This window comes from Bacillus sp. FSL K6-6540, assembly GCF_038007545.1.
The window spans coordinates 5603252-5623052 of sequence record NZ_JBBOXH010000001.1; the positions used below are offsets into that span (position 1 = coordinate 5603252).

General features: G+C 51.7%; 19 protein-coding genes. 2 read left to right on the forward strand and 17 right to left on the reverse strand.

All coding sequences use genetic code 11. The annotated features are described in order from the left end of the window. Nucleotides 1–83 precede the first annotated feature (83 nt). The 10 genes from phoU to MHH82_RS24885 all read right to left on the reverse strand — a co-directional run bounded on the left by phoU (nt 84) and on the right by MHH82_RS24885 (nt 11289). Complete coding sequence (gene phoU, locus MHH82_RS24840; protein WP_015736975.1) at nt 84–743, reverse strand: phosphate signaling complex protein PhoU; 660 nt, start codon at nt 741–743, stop codon at nt 84–86. 54 nt (nt 744–797) lie between these two features. Further along, on the reverse strand, nt 798–1553 hold the full coding sequence (gene pstB, locus MHH82_RS24845; RefSeq protein WP_009594645.1) for a phosphate ABC transporter ATP-binding protein PstB: 756 nt from the start codon (nt 1551–1553) through the stop codon (nt 798–800). Nucleotides 1554–1600: 47 nt separating this feature from the next. Next, nucleotides 1601–2476: a phosphate ABC transporter permease PstA gene (gene pstA / locus MHH82_RS24850; protein WP_009594637.1), complete on the reverse strand. Its 876-nt coding sequence runs from the start codon at nt 2474–2476 to the stop codon at nt 1601–1603. Beyond that, nucleotides 2477–3370, reverse strand: coding sequence for a phosphate ABC transporter permease subunit PstC (gene pstC, locus MHH82_RS24855; RefSeq protein ID WP_009594642.1), 894 nt, complete (start codon nt 3368–3370; stop codon nt 2477–2479). Between the two features lie 97 nt (nt 3371–3467). After that, entirely contained in the window at nt 3468–4472 is a 1005-nt protein-coding gene (locus tag MHH82_RS24860) for a PstS family phosphate ABC transporter substrate-binding protein (protein ID WP_009594622.1), read from the reverse strand. Nucleotides 4473–4601: 129 nt separating this feature from the next. Continuing rightward, nucleotides 4602–5780 (reverse strand): methyl-accepting chemotaxis protein, encoded by a 1179-nt coding sequence (locus tag MHH82_RS24865; protein WP_340968325.1) that lies wholly within the window; start codon nt 5778–5780, stop codon nt 4602–4604. Nucleotides 5781–5957: 177 nt separating this feature from the next. Continuing rightward, complete coding sequence (locus tag MHH82_RS24870; protein ID WP_015736978.1) at nt 5958–6689, reverse strand: response regulator transcription factor; 732 nt, start codon at nt 6687–6689, stop codon at nt 5958–5960. Between the two features lie 70 nt (nt 6690–6759). Further along, the gene (gene pnpS, locus MHH82_RS24875; protein ID WP_036659784.1) at nt 6760–8577 is read right to left on the reverse strand and encodes a two-component system histidine kinase PnpS; all 1818 of its coding nucleotides are present in this window, start codon (nt 8575–8577) and stop codon (nt 6760–6762) included. A gap of 25 nt (nt 8578–8602) precedes the next feature. Further along, complete coding sequence (locus tag MHH82_RS24880) at nt 8603–9574, reverse strand: bile acid:sodium symporter family protein (protein WP_015736980.1); 972 nt, start codon at nt 9572–9574, stop codon at nt 8603–8605. Nucleotides 9575–9735: 161 nt separating this feature from the next. Further along, entirely contained in the window at nt 9736–11289 is a 1554-nt protein-coding gene (locus tag MHH82_RS24885; RefSeq protein WP_340968328.1) for a fumarate hydratase, read from the reverse strand. A 217-nt stretch (nt 11290–11506) separates the two neighbouring features. On the opposite strand from MHH82_RS24885, the gene MHH82_RS24890 reads away from it, so the two are divergent. Next, nucleotides 11507–11881: a hypothetical protein gene (locus MHH82_RS24890; RefSeq protein ID WP_015736982.1), complete on the forward strand. Its 375-nt coding sequence runs from the start codon at nt 11507–11509 to the stop codon at nt 11879–11881. A 116-nt stretch (nt 11882–11997) separates the two neighbouring features. On the opposite strand, the gene MHH82_RS24895 is transcribed toward MHH82_RS24890, so the two are convergent. The 5 genes from MHH82_RS24895 to citZ form a co-directional block, all read right to left on the reverse strand. Next, nucleotides 11998–12864 carry an SDR family oxidoreductase gene (locus MHH82_RS24895; RefSeq protein WP_340968329.1) on the reverse strand — a complete coding sequence of 289 codons (867 nt, stop codon included), beginning with the start codon at nt 12862–12864 and terminating at the stop codon, nt 11998–12000. A gap of 286 nt (nt 12865–13150) precedes the next feature. Continuing rightward, a complete protein-coding gene (locus tag MHH82_RS24900; RefSeq protein ID WP_009595065.1) occupies nt 13151–13576 on the reverse strand; it encodes a hypothetical protein in 426 nt (141 codons plus the stop codon). A gap of 153 nt (nt 13577–13729) precedes the next feature. After that, entirely contained in the window at nt 13730–14671 is a 942-nt protein-coding gene (mdh, locus tag MHH82_RS24905; RefSeq protein WP_015736984.1) for a malate dehydrogenase, read from the reverse strand. A gap of 14 nt (nt 14672–14685) precedes the next feature. Beyond that, on the reverse strand, nt 14686–15978 hold the full coding sequence (gene icd, locus MHH82_RS24910; protein WP_009595069.1) for an NADP-dependent isocitrate dehydrogenase: 1293 nt from the start codon (nt 15976–15978) through the stop codon (nt 14686–14688). Nucleotides 15979–16124: 146 nt separating this feature from the next. Then, complete coding sequence (gene citZ, locus MHH82_RS24915; RefSeq protein ID WP_009595070.1) at nt 16125–17237, reverse strand: citrate synthase; 1113 nt, start codon at nt 17235–17237, stop codon at nt 16125–16127. Nucleotides 17238–17616: 379 nt separating this feature from the next. Here citZ and ytvI point away from each other — a divergent pair, with 379 nt between their 5' ends. Continuing rightward, entirely contained in the window at nt 17617–18735 is a 1119-nt protein-coding gene (gene ytvI / locus MHH82_RS24920; RefSeq protein WP_340968333.1) for a sporulation integral membrane protein YtvI, read from the forward strand. A 142-nt stretch (nt 18736–18877) separates the two neighbouring features. Here ytvI and MHH82_RS24925 read toward each other — a convergent pair whose 3' ends face one another. Together MHH82_RS24925 and MHH82_RS24930 are read right to left on the reverse strand one after the other, a co-directional pair. Next, a complete protein-coding gene (locus MHH82_RS24925) occupies nt 18878–19270 on the reverse strand; it encodes an FxsA family protein (RefSeq protein WP_009595058.1) in 393 nt (130 codons plus the stop codon). Nucleotides 19271–19274: 4 nt separating this feature from the next. Further along, nucleotides 19275–19784: an acyl-CoA thioesterase gene (locus MHH82_RS24930; RefSeq protein ID WP_015736986.1), complete on the reverse strand. Its 510-nt coding sequence runs from the start codon at nt 19782–19784 to the stop codon at nt 19275–19277. Between the last annotated feature and the right edge of the window lie 17 nt (nt 19785–19801).

Genomic DNA, 19801 nt, shown 5'->3' on the forward strand with positions numbered 1-19801 from the left:
AAGAATTGCTTCCGCTTCGCTGGAATGTTCTAAATTCTCGCAAAAAAAACGCCGGCTTTCGCCAGCGTTTGACTAACATTTTGCTATTGATTGAGGTCGGGACGATGACCCGTTACGAGGTACACCGTGCTCTCGCCGATGTTGGTTGCATGGTCGGCGATCCGTTCGATGTAGCGTCCCACCATGATCAGCAGCATCGCTTGATTGGCCGAATCCGGATCGGATGTCAGATGCGAATACAGGTCCTGCAGAATGACGCTGTACAAGTGATCGACCTGATCATCATCCTGTGCCATTTTATAAGCCAGATCCGTATTTTCCGTCAGATAGGATTCGATGGATTCCGAAACCATCGCACGCACCATATCCGACATCCGGGGAAGATCCACCAAAGGCTTGATCAGTTTCTGGCCTTGCAGACGGATCGTAACTTTAGCGACATCCCGCGCCAAGTCTCCCATACGCTCCAAATCGCTTGCAATCCGGAAAGCAACCAGTATTCGGCGCAAATCCTTTGCCACAGGCTGCTGGGTCACGATCAGGCGGGAACCGATGTCCATGATTTGCTCTTCCATGTTGTTTAACTGCACATCGTTCTTGATAACCGCCTGCGCTTTCTCCGCATCCAAGGTCTGGAGGGACTCCACGCTGTTTGCCAGCGCCTCCTCCATATGCTTGCCCATATCCTGCAGCAAACTTCTCAGCTCATCAAGCTGCTGATCAAACTCAATTCTCCGGATCATGTATGATGCTCCTCCTATCTACTTTTAAGAAAGATCATTGTCGTAATAACGGCCTTAACCGAAACGGCCTGAGATATAATCCTCGGTACGTGCATCCGACGGCGTCGAGAATAGCGTATCGGTGTTTGCGGATTCAACCACTTCGCCATTCAGGAAAAATACCGTCTGTCCGGATACGCGCGCAGCCTGATGCATGTTGTGCGTAACCATGACGATGGTGTATTTGCTCTTCAGCTCCTGCACCAGCTCTTCGATCTTCAGCGTCGAGATCGGGTCCAGCGCGGACGTAGCTTCGTCCATGAGCAGGATATCCGGCTGTACGGCAAGGGCCCGGGCAATGCACAGGCGCTGCTGCTGACCGCCGGACAGGCTCAGCGCAGAACGCTTAAGATAATCTTTGACTTCGTCCCACAGCACAGCCTGCTTCAAGCTTTGCTCCACGATTTGGTCAAGCTCCGCTTTATTGCGGATGCCGTGCAGGCGCGGCCCGTAAGCGATGTTGTCATAGATCGATTTAGGGAACGGATTCGGCTGCTGGAACACCATCCCTACCTGCTTGCGCAAGGCCTCGACGTGGACCTCCTCGCTATAGATTTCCGTCCCGCCGATTTGCACGCTGCCTTCGATTCGGGTGGAAGGGATCATGTCGTTCATCCGATTCAGCGTACGCAGCAGCGTTGACTTACCGCAGCCCGACGGTCCGATGAATGCCGTCACCGTTTTCTCCGGAATGTCCAGATCGACGTTTTTAAGCGCATGGTACGTATCGTAGTATAAATTCAATTTTTTTATCTGTATGATGGATTCCATATCTTATTCATGTCTCCTTTTTCACGATTAGATCTGCTATGCCTCTCTTAGATGTTCTTCGAATACTTGTTCCGAATCCACACGGCTGCGATGTTCATGATGAACAGCATGATGAGCAGCAGGATGATACCCGAAGCTGCCAGCTCGTGGAATGCCTCACTTGGTCTGGATACCCAGTTAAAGATCTGGATCGGCATGACAGTAAACGAATCGAGCAGATTTTCCGGCAAGAAGGCCACGTACGTTAAAGCACCAATCATGATAAGCGGTGCGGTTTCGCCGATCGCACGAGACAAGGCCAGGATAACCCCGGTCATAATTCCAGGAATCGCTGACGGCAGCACGGCGCTGGATACCGTTTGCCACTTCGTTGCGCCCAACGCGTATGAAGCGTCACGCCGGTTCTTAGGCACGGCGCGAAGCGCCTCCTGCGCCGCAACGATGATAATCGGCAGCACGAGCAGCGTCATCGTTAGTACCCCGGACAACAGGCTGCGACCAAGATTCATGCCGCGCACGAAAATCGCCAGCCCCAGGATACCGTATATAATAGAAGGAACCCCTGCAAGCGTACTGATATTCAGCTGAATGAGCCGAACCCAGCGGCTGCGGCCCGCATACTCTTCGAGAAAGATGGCCGCGCCCACGCCCAGTACGAAGGATAGTGGAGCCATGAGCAAAAGCAAATAAATCGTGCCGACAATCGGCGATTTCAGTCCTGCTTTATCCGCGATGCGCGACGGAAAGTTGGTGAACAGCTCAGGCGAGAGCCGATGAACGCCATCCATCACGATCGTCACGATCAAAGCCATCAAAACAAGAATACCGATGCTGGTACAAGCCAGGAAAATCATATGCAGCGTCTGGTCACTACGGCGTCTCCGGTTGATTCCTTTGCTGTCCCCCAGATTCAATTGTTCCATCTAGTATTCCTCCCTGAAGCGGCGAGCGACCCACTGCGCCAATATATTAAGCAAGAAGGTGATGACAAACAAGGTCAAACCTACTGCAAAAATCGTACCGTATTCAATCGTTCCTCGCGGAACGTCTCCCATGCTTACCTGAACGATATACGAAGTCATCGTCTGAATGCTTTCCAGCGGATTCAGCGTCAGCTGCGGCGTAGCGCCTGCAGCCACCGTCACGATCATCGTTTCGCCGATCGCGCGCGAGAATGCCAATACGAATGAGGATACGACTCCGGACAGAGCGGCTGGAAGCACGATCTTCAGCGCAACCTCAAAGCGGGTAGCACCCAGCGCGTATGCTCCATGACGAAGACTCTTGGGAACAGCACGCATCGCGTCTTCGCTTAAAGACGAAATCATCGGCAGGACCATGATGCCGACCACGAGCCCCGCGCTAAGCGCATTGAATATCCCCATATCGGGAAAAATCTTTTGAAGGAATGGCGTTACGGTTTCAAGCGCAAAATATCCGTAAACAATCGTTGGTACACCAGCCAATACTTCAAGCACTGGCTTTACAACCCCCCGAACCCGGGCAGGAGCGTATTCATTGAGATAAATAGCGCATGCCAAGCCGATAGGCACTGCGAAAATGATCGCAATGCCTGTAATCAGCAATGTGCCGCCCAGCAGGGGCAGCACGCCGAATTCTTTTGGAGGGAGAATCGGACTCCATGTCGTTCCGGTCAAGAAGGACCATACCGGCACTTCCTTGAAGAAGATCACGGATTCCTGTAGAAGCGTATATACAATACCGATGGTGGTAAACACCGAAAGCATGGCACACAAGCCGAGCAGGATTGGAATGATTTTGTCTGAGATGCGCGTTTTGCTTCGACGGAATGTCATGCTTTTAGTGTTTGCCGCCACGGGTGAAGTTTTGTTCATTCTCCTCTTCCCTTTCTATGGGTTGCCCGAAGGATTCCCTTCGGGCATGAAATCTTTATTATTTTGCCAACTTGTCTTTTTCTTCTTGATACTGTTCGTCTTGAAGCGGTACGAAACCGACTTCGCCAGCAAGACTAGCGGCATTATCAAGGTAGAAGGTCATGAATGCACTCACTTCCGGGCGCTCAAGCTCTTTATCGTTTACGTAGAGCAGCAGCGGACGGGACAATGGAGCATAACTGTTATCCTTGATCGTTTCCATGCTTGGAGCTACGGTAGCTGTACCGTTATCGATCGGAACCAGCTTCAATTTGTCTTGGTTCTCTTCATAGAAGGAGAATCCGAAGTATCCGATGGAGTTTTTGTCGCCAGCAACTCCTTGTACGACTGCGTTGGTATCGGCACTGAACGTGATTTGGCTGTCGTTTCTGCTTGCTTGTGCTTCACCGTTAATCGCTTCTGTGAAGTAGTCGAATGTTCCGTGGTCTGTACCAGGAGAGTAAATTTTGATTTCCTCAGCCGGCCATCCTTCGCGAACGTCAGCCCATGTTTTTACGGTGCTGTTCGGCTCGTAAATTTTCTTCAGCTCATCTACTGTCAATTTATCTACGAATTCATTGCTCGGGTTAACAACAACGGATAGTCCGTCATAAGCTACCAGAACCTCATGATAGGAAATGCCCTTGGATTTTGCTTCTTCAGCTTCACTGTCTTTAATTGGACGGGATGCATTGGAGATTGGAATCTCTCCATTGTTAAAGCGTTTGAAACCGCCACCTGTTCCGCCTGTTCCGATCGGAATGCGGACATCCGGGTTAGCTGCGCCGAACTCTTCGGCAATGGCTTCGGTCAATGGATGCAATGTACTGGAACCGTCAATTTCAATCGTTCCCGACAAAGCTGTTGTTGTACTTCCTTCATTTTGCTGTGCTGAACCGTTGTCTGTATTTTCTCCGGAAGCACCGCCGGAAGTTGTTCCTCCGCCGCATGCCGCCAAAAGCGTGCTCAGCATCAATACCAGTACGAGAATACCTGCTGGTTTACGACCCCTTCTTTTAAACAAACGAATCCACTCCTTCAAAATGGTTGTTGTCTCTAACTTCCTACTTACAATATTGATAATAATCCCGTAATGTAATAACAGTTTCTGAGAAATGTAAACGCAGTGTAAAATATTTTGATAAAACTAGATTCATAGGCTTGGCTTTTCTTCTAACGATCCGTTTAATCCTGCAAGCTCATCCTTCACCCGCTCCACGCGCCTAACGGTTTCCTCCGCCAGTTGATAAACCTGATTCCCCGACTTCTGAACCTTCTCGACGGCGTTCTCCATTTCGTTAAACATTTCGGCGCCTTCCGTTACATACCCCTCACAGGACTGGATTTCCTTCAGCGAAGATACGGCGCCTACGGCTGTATCTCCCGCCAGCCGTTGGATGTGCTCCAACAGCTGGGCGATATCCCCTGACAGCTTACGCGTTTGTTTGGCCAGCGACTGCACCTCTGCCGCGACCACTTGAAATCCCCGCCCATGCTCTCCGGCATGCGCAGCTTCAATCGAAGCATTCATTGCCAGCAAACTGCTTTGATTGGCCAGCTCGGTAATCATGCCGGTTATCGAGGAAATGCGGCTGGCATCCGCAGCGAGCTCGGCGGCCTGCCCTTCACGCTTCGTCATATCCTCCACAAGGCCAAGATAAGAGGTTCGGACATGGTCAAGCTTCTTCTTACCCGTCTGGGACCATTCCCTCATCCGTATACATTCCGCATTCGTTCTGGCTGCCGCCGCTAGAACCTCGGTCAACGAGGATTGGATGTTCCCGGTATGCCGGAAGCTTTCCTGAAGAATCAGCTCCCGCTTCTCTTCCGCTTCCGTTTGGAGACCGCTTGACAGACTCATTAAATCCCGAACGGTTAGCACGCCCAGCAGGCGGTCAGCCTCCGTCATCAGGACGCAATCATAAAATTTCGAATCCGGGCGCTGCAGGGCCAATTGCAGCAGTGTTCCTACCTTCTCGGTCACATCGACCTTCATCGGTTGATGGTCCCCAAACTGGAAGGCCGGCCTGGAATAATACAGGTCAACGGCAAACCGGCCCATCATTCGCCGGTAAAAAACATCCCGCATGATCAGCCCCGACGGCCTGTCTGCCTCATCGCAATAAATAACGCAAGGAATATGCTGATCCTTCGTAAAAACATTCAGCACGTCGAGGCAGGTTTCGGATTTTCGGATAATAGGGACCTTTCTTATGTACTGCCGATATAATGCGCCTGCTTCAGGTTTGCTTGCTGATTGGCCATCCATTGCCGCCTCTACTTCCGCTTCGGTTCTCTCTGTCTGATTCGGTTGGCATTGAAGCAGTGTCATGCGCCCTCACCCCTTGATTGATCTGGTCCTTTAGACGCATCTTAACGGACAAGTGTTATGGGAATATCCTCGAATGATTAAGGGAGTGTAAACGAAGGAGGGATGTTGGCAAGAATATGAGACATTGGACATGCTTAGGTCCTGCCCAAAGACCCAAAAAAAATACTCCGCATCATTTCAAATCGAATGATGGGAGCCTTTAATGGGATTTACCACAAGTTTATAACCAACTCCGCGGATGGAGTCGATGTGTACGGACTCAGGATCAAGTTCAAGCTTCTTGCGCAGGGAGCTCACGTGAACGTCGACGGTTCGCTGTCCGCCGATATAATCGAAGCCCCAGACCACGTTCATCAGATCGTCCCTTGTTAACACCACGCCCGGTTTCTTGGCCAGATAGAGAAGCACCTCGAATTCTTTCGGACGGAGATTAATGCTCTGACCGCCAAGCCGCACCTCGTATTTCTCTGGATAGATTTCCAGCTGTCCAAGCGAAATGACGTTGCCTTGATTGTCCGTCGTCTTTACCTCGTCAGCATGGCCGGACACCCGGCGCATGACGGCCGATACGCGAGCCAGCAGTTCGGACACGCCAAACGGCTTGGTAATATAGTCATCCGCCCCCATCTTCAAACCTTGAACAACTTCCTCTTCGGCGTTCTTCGCGGTCAAAATGATGATCGGCGTCGTAATTCCGTTACTGCGTAGTTTCTCTAAGATCTGAAAGCCGTTCATGCCAGGCAGCATAACATCCAGCAGGATCAAATCGTATTCATGTTGTGACGCTTTCTCGTAACCTGCCGTACCGTGTTCCTCTACTTCGACTTGAAAGCCTTCCTGCGTCAAATTGTAAGACAACAGCCGCGAAAGTGTCGGCTCATCTTCGATGACAAGCATGCGTTGCGTCAATGGTACCCCCGCCCTTATCTTGTTAATTGGACTACTCATGCAAGTATATCAACAGAATGTTAACGGAGTGTTAACTCCCTGTATCGTGGGTTTCCTGCAGGATCGGAAGCTCGATGATGAAGGAGCTTCCGATGCCCAGCTCGCTTTCCACCTTGATGGTTCCGTGGTGAAGATCCACCAGATGCTTAACGATCGATAGGCCGAGCCCCGTTCCGCCGGATCCGCGCGAACGCGCTTTATCCACCCGGTAAAATCGTTCAAAAATGCGGGGTAGATCCTTCTTCGGAATGCCAATCCCGGAATCCTTGACCACGAATTCCACGAAATCATCGGCACTCCCGTCATTATGCTTTTCACGCGCCGTTAATTTTACTCGTCCGCCCTCCTGCGTGTAACTGATGGCATTCGAGAGAAGATTCATAAATATCTGGCGAAGCTTATCCTCATCGCCTTCCATAAACAGCTCCTCCGGAACGTCGAGCTCCAGGCCGATCCGCTTCTTCTCCGCTACCGTGCGCATCATTTCGGATATTGTATCAAAGAACGCCGACAGATGAATCGGCGAGTAATCCATCTGAATCCGCTTCGATTCGATCTTGGACAGCTCCAGAATGTCACCGATCAGACGGTTCAGCCGTTCGGATTCGTCATAGATGATCTGGAGGAAGGAACGTGACGTCTTCTCGTCGGTAACTCCGCCGCCGAGCAGCGTTTCGGCAAACCCTTTCACCGCAGCCAGCGGGGTCTTCAGCTCATGAGACACATTGGCAACGAATTCGCTTCGCATGCGTTCGAGCCTGCGGATATCGCTAACGTCCTGCAACAGGAAGAGCATGCCCCGCCGATAAGGCTCCTGCTCTTCCTCTTGCATCATCGTCACTCCGTCAATGCGGATAATCGATTCCACCGGATAATAAACGTTGCGTTCCTCATGGAAGTCCGCTTGGCTCCCAAGGCCTTCCTCCATCAGTTTGGTCAATTCATAATGCTGCTTCAGCTCGCGGTACGATTTCCCGGTAATCACCTCGGCGTTAATGCCGAGCATTTTCTCAGCGGCCCGGTTTACAAGGATGATTTGGCCGGCTCCGCTAACCAAGACGATGCCCCCTGTCATATTGTTGAGGACGCTTTGCAGCAAGTCTTCGTTATCCCGTATCGTCCGCAGCTGGGTTTGAAGGCTGTCTGCCATTCCATTGATGGCTTGCGCCAATTGACCGATCTCGTCCTTACGGTGAATCTTGACTCTCGCATCGTATTCCAGACGCGAGATCCGTCTAGCTACGCGCGTAATCTTCTCAAGCGGCGACGTCAACCCTTGAGCGACGCGGTAGCTCACCAAGGCAGCAATCAGAAATAACACCAGCAGGCCAATCCCCATGACGGTCCAGCCTTGCTTGACTCCCTGGTCGACTTCCTTCAGGCTGACGGACAACCGAACGAATCCGTCGAAATTCTCCCCGGCCTTGACCGGGAGAGCGACATACAGCATATCCTGCTGAAGCGTATCGCTGCGGCGAATGGTACTCCCGCGGCCTTCTTTGACCGCTTGAAGCATCTCCTCGCGATAAGCATGATTATCCATGGTCAACGGGTCGCTTTCCGAATCCCCGATCACCCTGCCGTCCTTCAGTATGAACGTCACTCTCGCATCGGACAGCTCTTCCAGCTGCAAGGACCTGTCGGTATAATACGAAACGGCTTCCGCGCCGTCCGTATCCGGGAACTCCATCATGGTCTGCAGGAGCCGAATCTCCCGGACCATATTATCCTCCAGCAGCTGGATATGGGACTGTTTGAACACCGTCACCATAGCCAGGCCTGCCGCAAGCATGGATAACCCGATTAAAGTAAGCATAATCAGAGTCAAACGGTTGCGATACTGCCTCATGGTCTCTCCTCTTTCTGCTTCATGATCATTTTGGATAACTTATCGCCCGTGTCCGTCTTCGGTGGAACAGTGCGTGAATGACCGTTGCCGCCGGCTGTTGAAACATAATGCCCAGCACGACCGGAATGGACGCCTGGGGCGAAAAATACGATGTCGCAAGCACCATCCCGAGGGATATATTCCTCATGCCGGACGCGTAGGTAAATGTAATTTGCATGTCCTGTGTCCGTCCCGGCATCGCATAGGAGCCAAAGTAGCCGAGTAAATAACAGATCACGATCAGCGCAACGACAACCGGGATGACCACCAGCATTTCCTCCTTCATGCCTGCGGCATGGGGAGCGATAGCAGCCGCGTTCAGCATCACCACAAGCATGAAAAACAGCTTCGATATCGGCTGCGTCACGGGAGCCGACCACTCCTTGATCCGTCCTTTGGATACCTCATACAGCATCACCCCGATCAGAGTGGGCAATACCACCATAGTCAGCAAATCAAGTATCAGCTCGGACGCATTCCATGCAACCAGTGCATCTCCGATAAACATATCCATCAGAGCCGGCACGACCAAGGGACTGAGTATGGTGTCCAGCACCACCACCGCCAAGATGAACGGAACGCTGCCGCCGGAGCTTCCGACCCACATCACCGAGGATATCCCGAGCGGAATGATCGCGAACAGCAGCAAGCCTATCGTATAGTCCGAGTCCGCGCCGAATACGGCCGAGCCCAATCCATAGGCGAGCACCGGTGCGGCCGCATGGGCGAGAAACAGCGTCAGCATGACGGCAAAGGGGCGTTTCAGCACCCCTTGCAGATGGCGGATGCCGCAGCCAAGCGCCATGACCAGCGTAATATAACCGAATAGATAAGGAATCCAGTGAACAAAGTCCAGCAGCACGTCCGAGAGCAGCCAGCCTAGCACCAGCGACCCGGGAATCAAGAGAAAGGTGTACTTTTCAAACCAAGATGCAAAGGCCAGTCCAAAACTTCTCAACAGTTTCCTCCTATGACTGAATTGACGTATTTGACATTCATCATAAACCGGAGCGATCCGAACCGCAACGAAAATTCGAAATAAGGCTCCCTGCTTGCGCTCAACAAAAAAGCACCGACCGGCACGTGATGGCCAATCGATGCTTACTCACATGATTTGAATCAGGAGAACACCGGCTCTTTAAACATCGCCAGCTTCTGTGCGGAATCCTTGCTCACATCGGCATGCAGACTGTTTCCGTGCGAATCCATGGTAACGATGGCGGCAAAGCCGTCGACCTCCAAATGCCACATCGCTTCCGGAATGCCGAACTCCATGAAATCCACGCCGTTTACTTTTTTGATGCATCTCGCATAATACTGGGCAGCCCCGCCGATGGCATTCAGATACACGCCGCCATGCTCCTGCAAGGCTTGAAGCGTCTTCGGTCCCATGCCGCCTTTTCCGATAACCGCGCGAATGCCGAATTTTTTCAAAATATCGCCTTGGTACGGTTCTTCCCGAATGCTGGTCGTTGGGCCCGCCGCCTTGACATGCCATCCCTCTTCATCCTGCATCATAACCGGGCCGCAGTGATAAATCACGGCTCCGTTCAGATCGATAGGGGCATCGTGATCCATCAGGTATTTATGAAGCGCATCCCGTCCGGTATGCATCTCGCCTCGGATCACCACCACATCCCCGACGCGCAGGGAACGGATCTGCTCCTCGCTGATCGGCGTCTGAAGCACTACTTCACGTCCCTGGGAATCACTTGGCGCTGATTCTTCGACTCGGGACGCTGCCGTTTCGGAGTTTGCATTCATCTGCACCTCGCTGCCTGTTTCATACAGCCAATCCGCGATCTCCCCGGTTTCCGGCTCAATCAGTACGCCCTGACGGCGGAACGCCCAGCAGTTATAGGCCACCGATACAAAAAAGCTTGCCGGCAGGCGGTTCATCGCACCGACCTTGCAGCCGAGCAGCGTGACTTCTCCGCCAAAGCCCATCGTGCCGATCCCCAGCTTGTTTGCATTTTCCAATATGTAATCTTCGAGCTTCGCCAGATCCTCATTCGGATTCACGTCTTCCACATGCCGGAACAGCTGATGCTTCGCAAGCTCGTATCCGGTCGTGCGGTCGCCTCCGATACCTACGCCGATAAATCCGGCGCTGCAGCCCTGCCCCTGGGCTTGATACACGGCATGCATGATGCACTTGCGGATTCCGTCCAGGTCACGTCCCGCTTTTCCCAATCCTTCAAGCTCTGCGGGAAGGCTGTACTGTATGTTTTTGTTCTCGCAGCCGCCCCCTTTCAGGATGAGACGGACGTCCACCTTATCCTGCTCCCATTGCTCGAAATGGATGACGGGCGAACCAGGTCCGAGATTATCGCCGCTGTTAGCGCCTGTCAACGAATCCACCGAATTAGGACGCAGCTTGCCATCCTTCGTGGCGCGAACCACCGCCGCATAGATCGCCTTCTTCATTTCGATGTGATTCGCGCCCACGGGTGTATGCACGATAAACGTCGGCATGCCCGTATCCTGGCAGATCGGCGATACTTCCTGCTCGGCCATCTCGATATTTTGAGCGATCGTTGCCAGTGCCAGCCCCGCTCGCGTTGCCGCATCCTCGGACGCTCGTCCACGGTTGACCGCTCTTCGCACGTCTCCGGGCAAATTCGTGGAGGTTTCTACAATCAGTCGATACATGCTCTCTTCAAATAACTTCATAGCGTCAGTAAACTCCTCTCTTTCATGACCCAATCCTCATAGCAAAAAAGAATCATTATAAACTGCCAATATTGTTATCATATCATATCATTCCGCACATGAAAGGGTTTACTTGAAAAAATGAAAGAGACGAGAAAATGTGTTGAATTGCCGGTCATAATGACCATACCAATCTATGAATCTCTCATATATTAGTTAAGGAAAGGAGGTGATTGCTATGATGAGAAAAGTTACAGTCTCCCAGGTTGTTTTTCCAAGGCTTGCCCTCTTCAGAAATGAGTTTTACAGAGGACGGCGATTTGTGGTGCGTGGAAATGTAGGGATCCGGAATCTCGAGAGAGCTTTTGGCGACATTGAAAGCTTAAGATTCTTCTCCCCCAACGCTAACGCAACCCTGGTCCTGTTCTCGGAGCCGAATTTCAGGGGCAGTTTCAGAGTATTCCGGGGCAGCACCAACATCGGCGATCTTGACGATATCATCCGCGGTGAAGAGCCAGAGTCCATTATTAGTTCGAACCGCCGTTTGACGCTGGCTCAAATCCGGGCGATCCGCGATACCGGACGGCTTCCAAACGGTTTTAGAACCATCTGATTCTCCGTATGCCTGTAATCTCTCCTAACCCTCTCCCATGATAAAAGAGCGGACATCCGGGCTTAAGCCCAGGATGTCCGCTCTATTTTGTCATCGAGAATGTTTAAATCAACGCTTTAGCCGTTAATCACTTCGCCGCCGTTCACATGAATCACTTGACCGCTCACGTAGGAGGAGTCCGTTGATGCCAGATATACATAAGCAGGAGCCAATTCTTCCGGTTGACCCGGTCGTTTCATCGGCTGGGTCGCCCCAAACTCGGCTACCTGATCCGCCGGGAACGTTGAAGGAATCAACGGCGTCCAGATGGGTCCCGGCGCAACGGCATTTACCCGGATTCCATGACCGACCACGTTCATCGACAAGGAACGCGTAAAGGCCACGATGGCTCCCTTGGTTGATGCATAATCCAGCAACTGCGGGCTTCCCCGGTAAGCCGTGATGGAGGTCGTGTTAATAATGGAGCTTCCCTTGGACAGATGCGGCATCGCCGCCTGCGTCAAATAGAACATCCCGAAAATATTCGTGCGGAATGTCCGCTCCAGTTGTTCTTTGGTAATGTCCTCGATCTTCTTCTGCGGGTGCTGTTCGGCTGCGTTGTTGACAAGAATATCGAGCTTCCCAAGCTTCTCTACGGTTTCGTTGACTGCATCGCGGCAAAACGCATCGTCGCCGACGTCGCCGGCGATCAGCAAGCATTTACGCCCTTCCTGCTCTACCTGCCGCTTGGTCTCTTCCGCATCCTTGTGCTCGTTCAGATACACAATGGATACATCCGCGCCCTCCTTGGCATAGTAGACGGCAACCGCACGGCCGATCCCGCTGTCGCCTCCGGTAATCAGTGCTACTTTTCCTTTTAGCTTACCGGCTGCTTTGTACTCGTTACTTTCAAACTCCGGCTTCGGGTGCATCTCCGATTCGGTTCCGGGTCTGTGATCCTGATGCTGGGGCGGCAATGTCTGCTTCTGTTGATCTTGTGGCATATGAACATTTCTCCTTTCAGGTCAGTATCTCAAACTACCTCTCATAGGATGCGTTCGACGCGGCTTCTTATTCTCATAAAAAGCCCTTCGCTATTGTTTTTACCCATAATAAACGGGATCAAACGTAAGCACGGTGCTTTTCCCGTAACAAAATCCCCCTCTTAACGGGGCCTTGCGCTCAAAGTCCAGTCCGCTTTTTTACGGGAACCCTCGGTATATCTAATTGCTGTAATATCAAAAAAACCGCCCGAATCAACGGACGGCTTCTCTTCGTATGTAGCTGTTCTTAGATGATATGATTGAATACCATGAAGAAGATCATAACCAGAAGCAGCAAGGCGAGCAATGCGCTAAGCGTGCCGAGCTTGCTTGTTTCTTCCTTCACTTCACGCTTCTCGCGGATGCCTGCAAGCGCATTCTTGAGCGGCTTGCTCATAATGCCTCCAATCGCAAACATCGCCAGCAGCAACACCGTTACAATGATCATCCAAGGAACCGAATACTCGCCCTGGGACATCATATATCCGCCAGTCAACAGCTGAATGACCAAGCCGTACTGCGCAAAACGGTTCGCAACCCGAATCGTATTCACGGCTCCTTCTTGAGCGCCCAGAGACAGCTTCTGAATACCGCCGACAACAAACGGCAGGATCAAGTAAAACCCTAGCGCCGCCGTACCGACCATATGCAGAAAAAATGTCACGTTCCACATAAACAATTCCTCCAAAGTCGTTAGTGTGATTTATGTTACATCGAATTCATCGTCTCCTATTATACTGGACAGATCATCCAAAGAAAAGCAATCCCGCCCCGAATCACGGGACGGGATTGCATTATTAGACGATTTTGTGAATCCTGATTCAAATTACAGGTTCACGACCGAAGTCACGTTGCGCACGGATTCCGCCGACTTATCCAGCGCCGCCTTCTCTTCGGCGGTCAGCTCAAGCTCGAAAATGCGCTCGATGCCGTCTCCGCCGAGAATGGCCGGTACGCCCATGAACAGGTTGTCATAACCGTACTCGCCTTCCAGAAGGGCAATAACCGGAATAATCCGTTTCTTGTCCTTCAGAATCGCTTCCGTCATTTGGACCAAGGAAGCAGCAGGCGCGTAGTAGGCGCTGCCGTTCCCCAGCAAATTGACGATTTCGCCGCCGCCGACCCGGGTGCGCTGCACGATCGCTTCAATGCGTTCAGCCGGAATCAGCGTGTCGATCGGAATGCCGCCCACGCTGGAGTAACGAACGAGAGGAACCATGTCATCGCCATGGCCGCCCAGAACGAAACCGCGGACATCCTCAACGGATACGTTCAGCTCTTGCGCGATAAAGGTGCAATAGCGTGCCGTATCCAATACGCCGGATTGACCGATGACGCGGTTCTTGGGAAATCCAAGCGTGTTGTACGCCACATAGGTCATGGCATCCACCGGGTTGCTCAGGATGATGACCGTGGAGTTCGGTGCATGAGTCTTCACGTTCTCGCATACGGACTTCACGATTCCTGCATTAGTGTTGACGAGGTCATCGCGGCTCATGCCCGGCTTGCGGGCTACGCCTGCTGTAATGATTACGATATCGGAATCAGCTGCATCTTCATAGTTGGATGTACCGACTATGTTGCTGTCAAATCCCTGGACGGGACTTGCTTCGAGCATATCCAGCGCTTTACCTTTGGTAGGGTTCTCGAGCTGCGGGATATCCAGCAGCACCACATCACCCAGTTCTTTTTGAGCCAGCATCAGGGCGGTAGTCGCACCTGTGAAGCCAGCACCTACTACCGTAATCTTTTTACGAGTAATTGCCACGATGAATCTCCTCCTTACAGGTTTTTAATGATTTCGTCTGCGAACTCGGAGCATTTCACTTCAGTAGCGCCTTCCATCAGGCGGGCGAAGTCATAAGTCACGGTTTTGTTGTTGATGGACGTTTCCATGCCTTTGTAGATCAGGTCAGCCGCTTCCTGCCATCCGAGGTGCTCAAGCAGCATAACGCCGGAGAGGATAACGGAACCAGGGTTAACTACGTCCTTGTCTGCATATTTCGGAGCCGTACCATGAGTCGCTTCGAAAATCGCATGTCCTGTTACGTAGTTGATGTTAGCGCCCGGAGCGATACCGATACCGCCAACTTGCGCAGCCAGAGCGTCAGACAGGTAGTCGCCGTTCAGGTTCAATGTCGCAATGACGTCAAAGTCGGTTGGGCGAGTCAGAACCTGCTGCAGCGCGATGTCGGCAATCGCATCCTTAACGATGATTTTGCCGGCTTCTTCAGCCGCTTTTTGAGCAGCGTTAGCTGCATCTACGCCGTCCTTGTCCTTGATGATATCGTACTGGGCCCAAGTGAACACTTTATCGCCGAATTCAGCTTCAGCCACTTCGTAACCCCAGTTTTTGAAGGCACCTTCCGTAAATTTCATGATGTTGCCTTTGTGAACGAGCGTTACGGATTTGCGGCCATGCTTGATCGCATATTCAACCGCTGCGCGTACAAGACGCTTGGAACCTTCGGAGGACACCGGTTTGATGCCGATACCGGAAGTTTCCGGGAAGCGGATTTTGTTTGCTCCCATTTCGTCTTGAAGGAACTTGATCACTTTCTTCACTTCGTCGGAGCCTTCTTTGTATTCGATGCCTGCATAGATGTCTTCCGTGTTCTCGCGGAAAATAACCATGTCGACCAGCTCAGGACGTTTTACCGGAGACGGTACGCCGTTGAAATAACGGACAGGACGCAAGCAGGTATACAGATCCAGCTCTTGGCGAAGGGCAACGTTCAGGGAACGGATACCGCCGCCGATTGGCGTTGTAAGAGGTCCTTTAATTGCAACGATGTACTCGCGAATCGCTTCAAGCGTATCGTTCGGGAGCCACTCACCGTATGTATTGTATGCCTTCTCACCGGCAAATACTTCATACCAGGCAATTTTCTTGGAACCGTTGTACGCTTTTTCTACAGCTGCATCCAGGACGCGCTTGGAAGCTTTCCAGATGTCACGGCCTGTGCCGTCGCCTTCAATAAAAGGAATAACAGGGTTGTTAGGCACCTGCAGGGTTCCGTTATCAATCGTGATTTTCTCGCCTTCAGTCGGCAATGCGAATTTTTCCAATTTCATGAGTATGAGTTCCTCCTTCGAATATGGTTCTTTTCTCTAGCCATTTCAATGTGATACTGTGTGCAATAGGCATAGAGAAATCCGCCACCCGCGATTCACTCGCGTTTAAGCGGTTCTCTAGCCTATTGTACATGATTGCTAGCCACTTAGCGAAGTTCTATCGGCACATATTTTTGATCGGTCATCCCCGTATACTCTGCGCGCGGGCGGATAATACGGTTGCCTTCATACTGCTCAAGAATATGCGCGGTCCATCCGGATACGCGGCTGATCGCGAAAATCGGCGTGAACAATTCGTGCTCAATGCCAAGCTGCGTATAGACGGAGGCGGAATAGAAATCGACGTTCGGCTTCAGGCCTTTTTGGTTGGTAACCGTTTCGTCGATCAGCACCGACATATCGTACAGCGTGGTATCGCCTTTCATTTCGCCAAGCTCGCGGGACATTTTTTGGAGATGTTTCGCGCGCGGATCGCCGTTTTTGTATACGCGGTGTCCAAAGCCCATAATTTTTTCACGGTTGTCCAGCTTCTCTTGAATGTACGCCTGAGCCCGATCAATCGAACCGACTTCGTTCAGCATCTTCATGACGGCTTCGTTCGCGCCGCCGTGCAGAGGGCCTTTCAGCGCGCCAATGGCGGAAGTAACACCGGAATAAATGTCGGACAACGTGGCTACGGTCACGCGGGCCGCAAACGTGGATGCGTTAAGCTCGTGGTCCGCATGCAATACGAGCGCCTGATCCAGTGCCTTAATGGAAGTCTGGTCAGGATCCTCGCCTCTGAGCATATACAGGAAGTTTTCCGCGATGGAGGCGCCTGCTTTCGGAGCCACCGGCTCTTTGCCCTGACGAACGCGGGCAATGGCAGCGATGATCGTCGGAAGCTGAGCTTGAAGTTTAACCGCTTTCTTCTCGTTCGCTTCACGGCTCATATCGTCGCCTTCGGCGTCGTACAGAGCGAGCGCGGATACAGCCGAACGAAGCGCAGCCATCGTATTGCCGTCCTTCGGATACAATTTGATCTGCTGGATAAGCTCATCCGGAATGGCGGCATAGTTGCTTAAATCTTGTTGAAGCGCCTTTAACTCTTCTACATTCGGAAGCTTTCCGAACCAGAGCAGGTAGGCTACTTCTTCAAAACTTGCATGTTCTGCGAGATCGTCAATATCATATCCACGGTAAGTCAGAACGCCATCGACGATCGAACTAATCGCGGAGGTGGTAGCTACAATGCCTTCCAAACCCTTGGTAGCTGTCATGCAACATCTCTCCTTTATGATCGGGATAAACTGAACTATTTTGACAATCATGAAAACATTTTCATGAAGTCAGATGAAAAAGAAAAACGCGCAAAAAAATTGCTATGGTCCTAGTCACAAACCTTCTCATATCATACTGGATTTTGTCTGATATGTGAACATGAGCAGCGACATTCGCCGCATCAAATTGTTTTATCGATACCATAAACATTTTTTTGAAATCACTTACAATTCCATTATACCTGTGATAATTCTCATTGTCGAATCATGAAGACGACCATTTTTGAACTCTTTATCCTTATATTGAAACTCCCTGCATACGTATAGAATGAGCCTTTCTGCTCGTCCCTCCAAGTCAGCTGCAAAGGAGTGTGATTCATTGGAACGATTGATGCTTAAACGTTTGGGCCGGGGAGTGTGGGTGCTGTCTTCCATCTTCGTGATCGCCTATTTGATATATGTACTGCTGCCGCTGCTTTATCCCTTCCTTCTGGCCTGGATCATCGCCTATGCGATGAACCCCTGCGTCAACCTGCTCCAGCGGAGTCTGAGAATGCCGCGCTGGATCGCCGTCACGTTGTCCTTGCTCCTGTATTTCGGCGCAGCCCTGTTGATTCTCACCGCGGCTGTCAGCAGGCTGGTCAAAGAACTGATTGCCCTGTCCCAGTCCTTTAATCTCCACATTGACGCCTGGGTGGAATGGCTAACGGCCTGGACGCAGAATGAGAGCTTCCAGAATATCGTCAATGAGATCAGCCGTTTCTATCAGAACAACCCGAATTATCACGATACCATCAACCAAAACATCACCCGTACGACGCAGACGATTGGCACGGCCGTGACCGACCTCGTTACCGGTATTTTTAACGGTATCCTGCAAATTATTTATTATTTGCCGAATTTGGGGACGATTTTCATTGTCGTGCTGCTGTCCACGTTCTTTCTCAGCAACAGCTGGGATCGTCATAACCGCGCGCTGCTCCGTCTCCTGCCCGACGTCATCCGTAAACCGATGAACTATATCTTCTCGGATCTGAAAAAAGCGTTGTTCGGATTTGCCAGAGCCCAGCTGATTCTCATATCCATTACGGCCGTCATCGTCACGATCACGCTCTATGCGCTCGGCGTGGATTCCGCCTTCTCCATCGGGCTTCTGATCGGCTTGGTGGATCTACTCCCGTACCTGGGTGTGGGCATCGTCCTGATTCCGTGGTCGCTGTATGCTTTTATGTCCGACGACCTGACACTCGGCATCGGGCTGACGGTCCTGTACAGCATCATTCTGGTCGTCCGTCAGATCATGGAGCCCAAGGTGCTGGCCAGCAGCGTCGGGCTGGATCCGCTTGCCGCCCTGCTGGGCATGTTCGTCGGGCTTAAGCTGTTCGGGATTTTGGGACTGATCATCGGTCCCGTGTCGCTTGTCATCCTGGACGCTTTTCATCGGGCCCATGTGTTCAAGGACCTGAGGAATTACATTATCGGGGGCAGGTTCAGGTAGCCTGCGTTAAGAAACGGCTTGATTTATCTTATCATTGGGCTAATGTGAACATCGTATTTGGAAAGATTAAAACAGGCTGCTCCCTTGCATAAATTTAGACCGGCCCCTTGCGGGACCGGTCTTATGGTAATGTCTGCTTGTATTATCTGCGAAAGATCGTAATCTTGCCGTTTTTCATATTTTTCTTCATCCATTTCAACAGCAAAATCCGATACAGCGGGCGGGTCAACGGAAATATCAACGTAAAGCCGATAATGTCAGTTACAAAGCCCGGCAGAATGAGAAGTACTCCACCCGCAAATATACATAGGCCGTCCGCCATGGAAGCACCCGGAACCATGCCTGTATTCATTCTCTGCTTGGCGTCTTCCATCGCTTTGCGGCCTTCGAATCTCATCATGGCCACGCCGACGGCAGAGGTCAGCAGTGTCAAAAGCAATGTATTCATGCCGCCTACGCGGTCCGCAACAAACTGAAAGCCGAATATCTCAATAGTAGGCACAAAAATAATCGCTGCCAGCATCCATTTGAACATGAAGCTACTCCTTCCTCCCCAAAAGGGTATCCTTCAAAGCATCATACAGCTTTGGCGCGCATTTATCCAGTCGGGCCGGCTTCCACTCCCGGTTCAGCCATACATGCCGGGTCGCTCCTGCCGTTAACAAGACACCGGGGAGCTCGGACTCGGTATGCCAACCCCTCGCTCCCAAATCCGCCTGCTCCTGCTCACTCAGCAGACGGACCTCGTATTCATAGTGTATTCGCAGCGGGGAGAAAGCAGTCATTCTTGTAAATATCGTCACGAGATCATCATATCGCGCCGGCCGGCGGTACTTGATGTCAAGATCCACTACAGGGAGCAGGACGCCTTCTTCTTCCATTCCCCGATACGTAAATCCCATTTCACGGATCATTTCGGTACGCCCGATCTCAAACCAGTTTAAATAGTTCGCATGATACACGACACCCATTTGATCGCTTTCCTGGTAACGCACCCGAAAGGATGTCCAGAACCAGCGGCTTCGCGTCGGTACGGATGGACTAGCCAACGTCTTCTTCCCCCTCA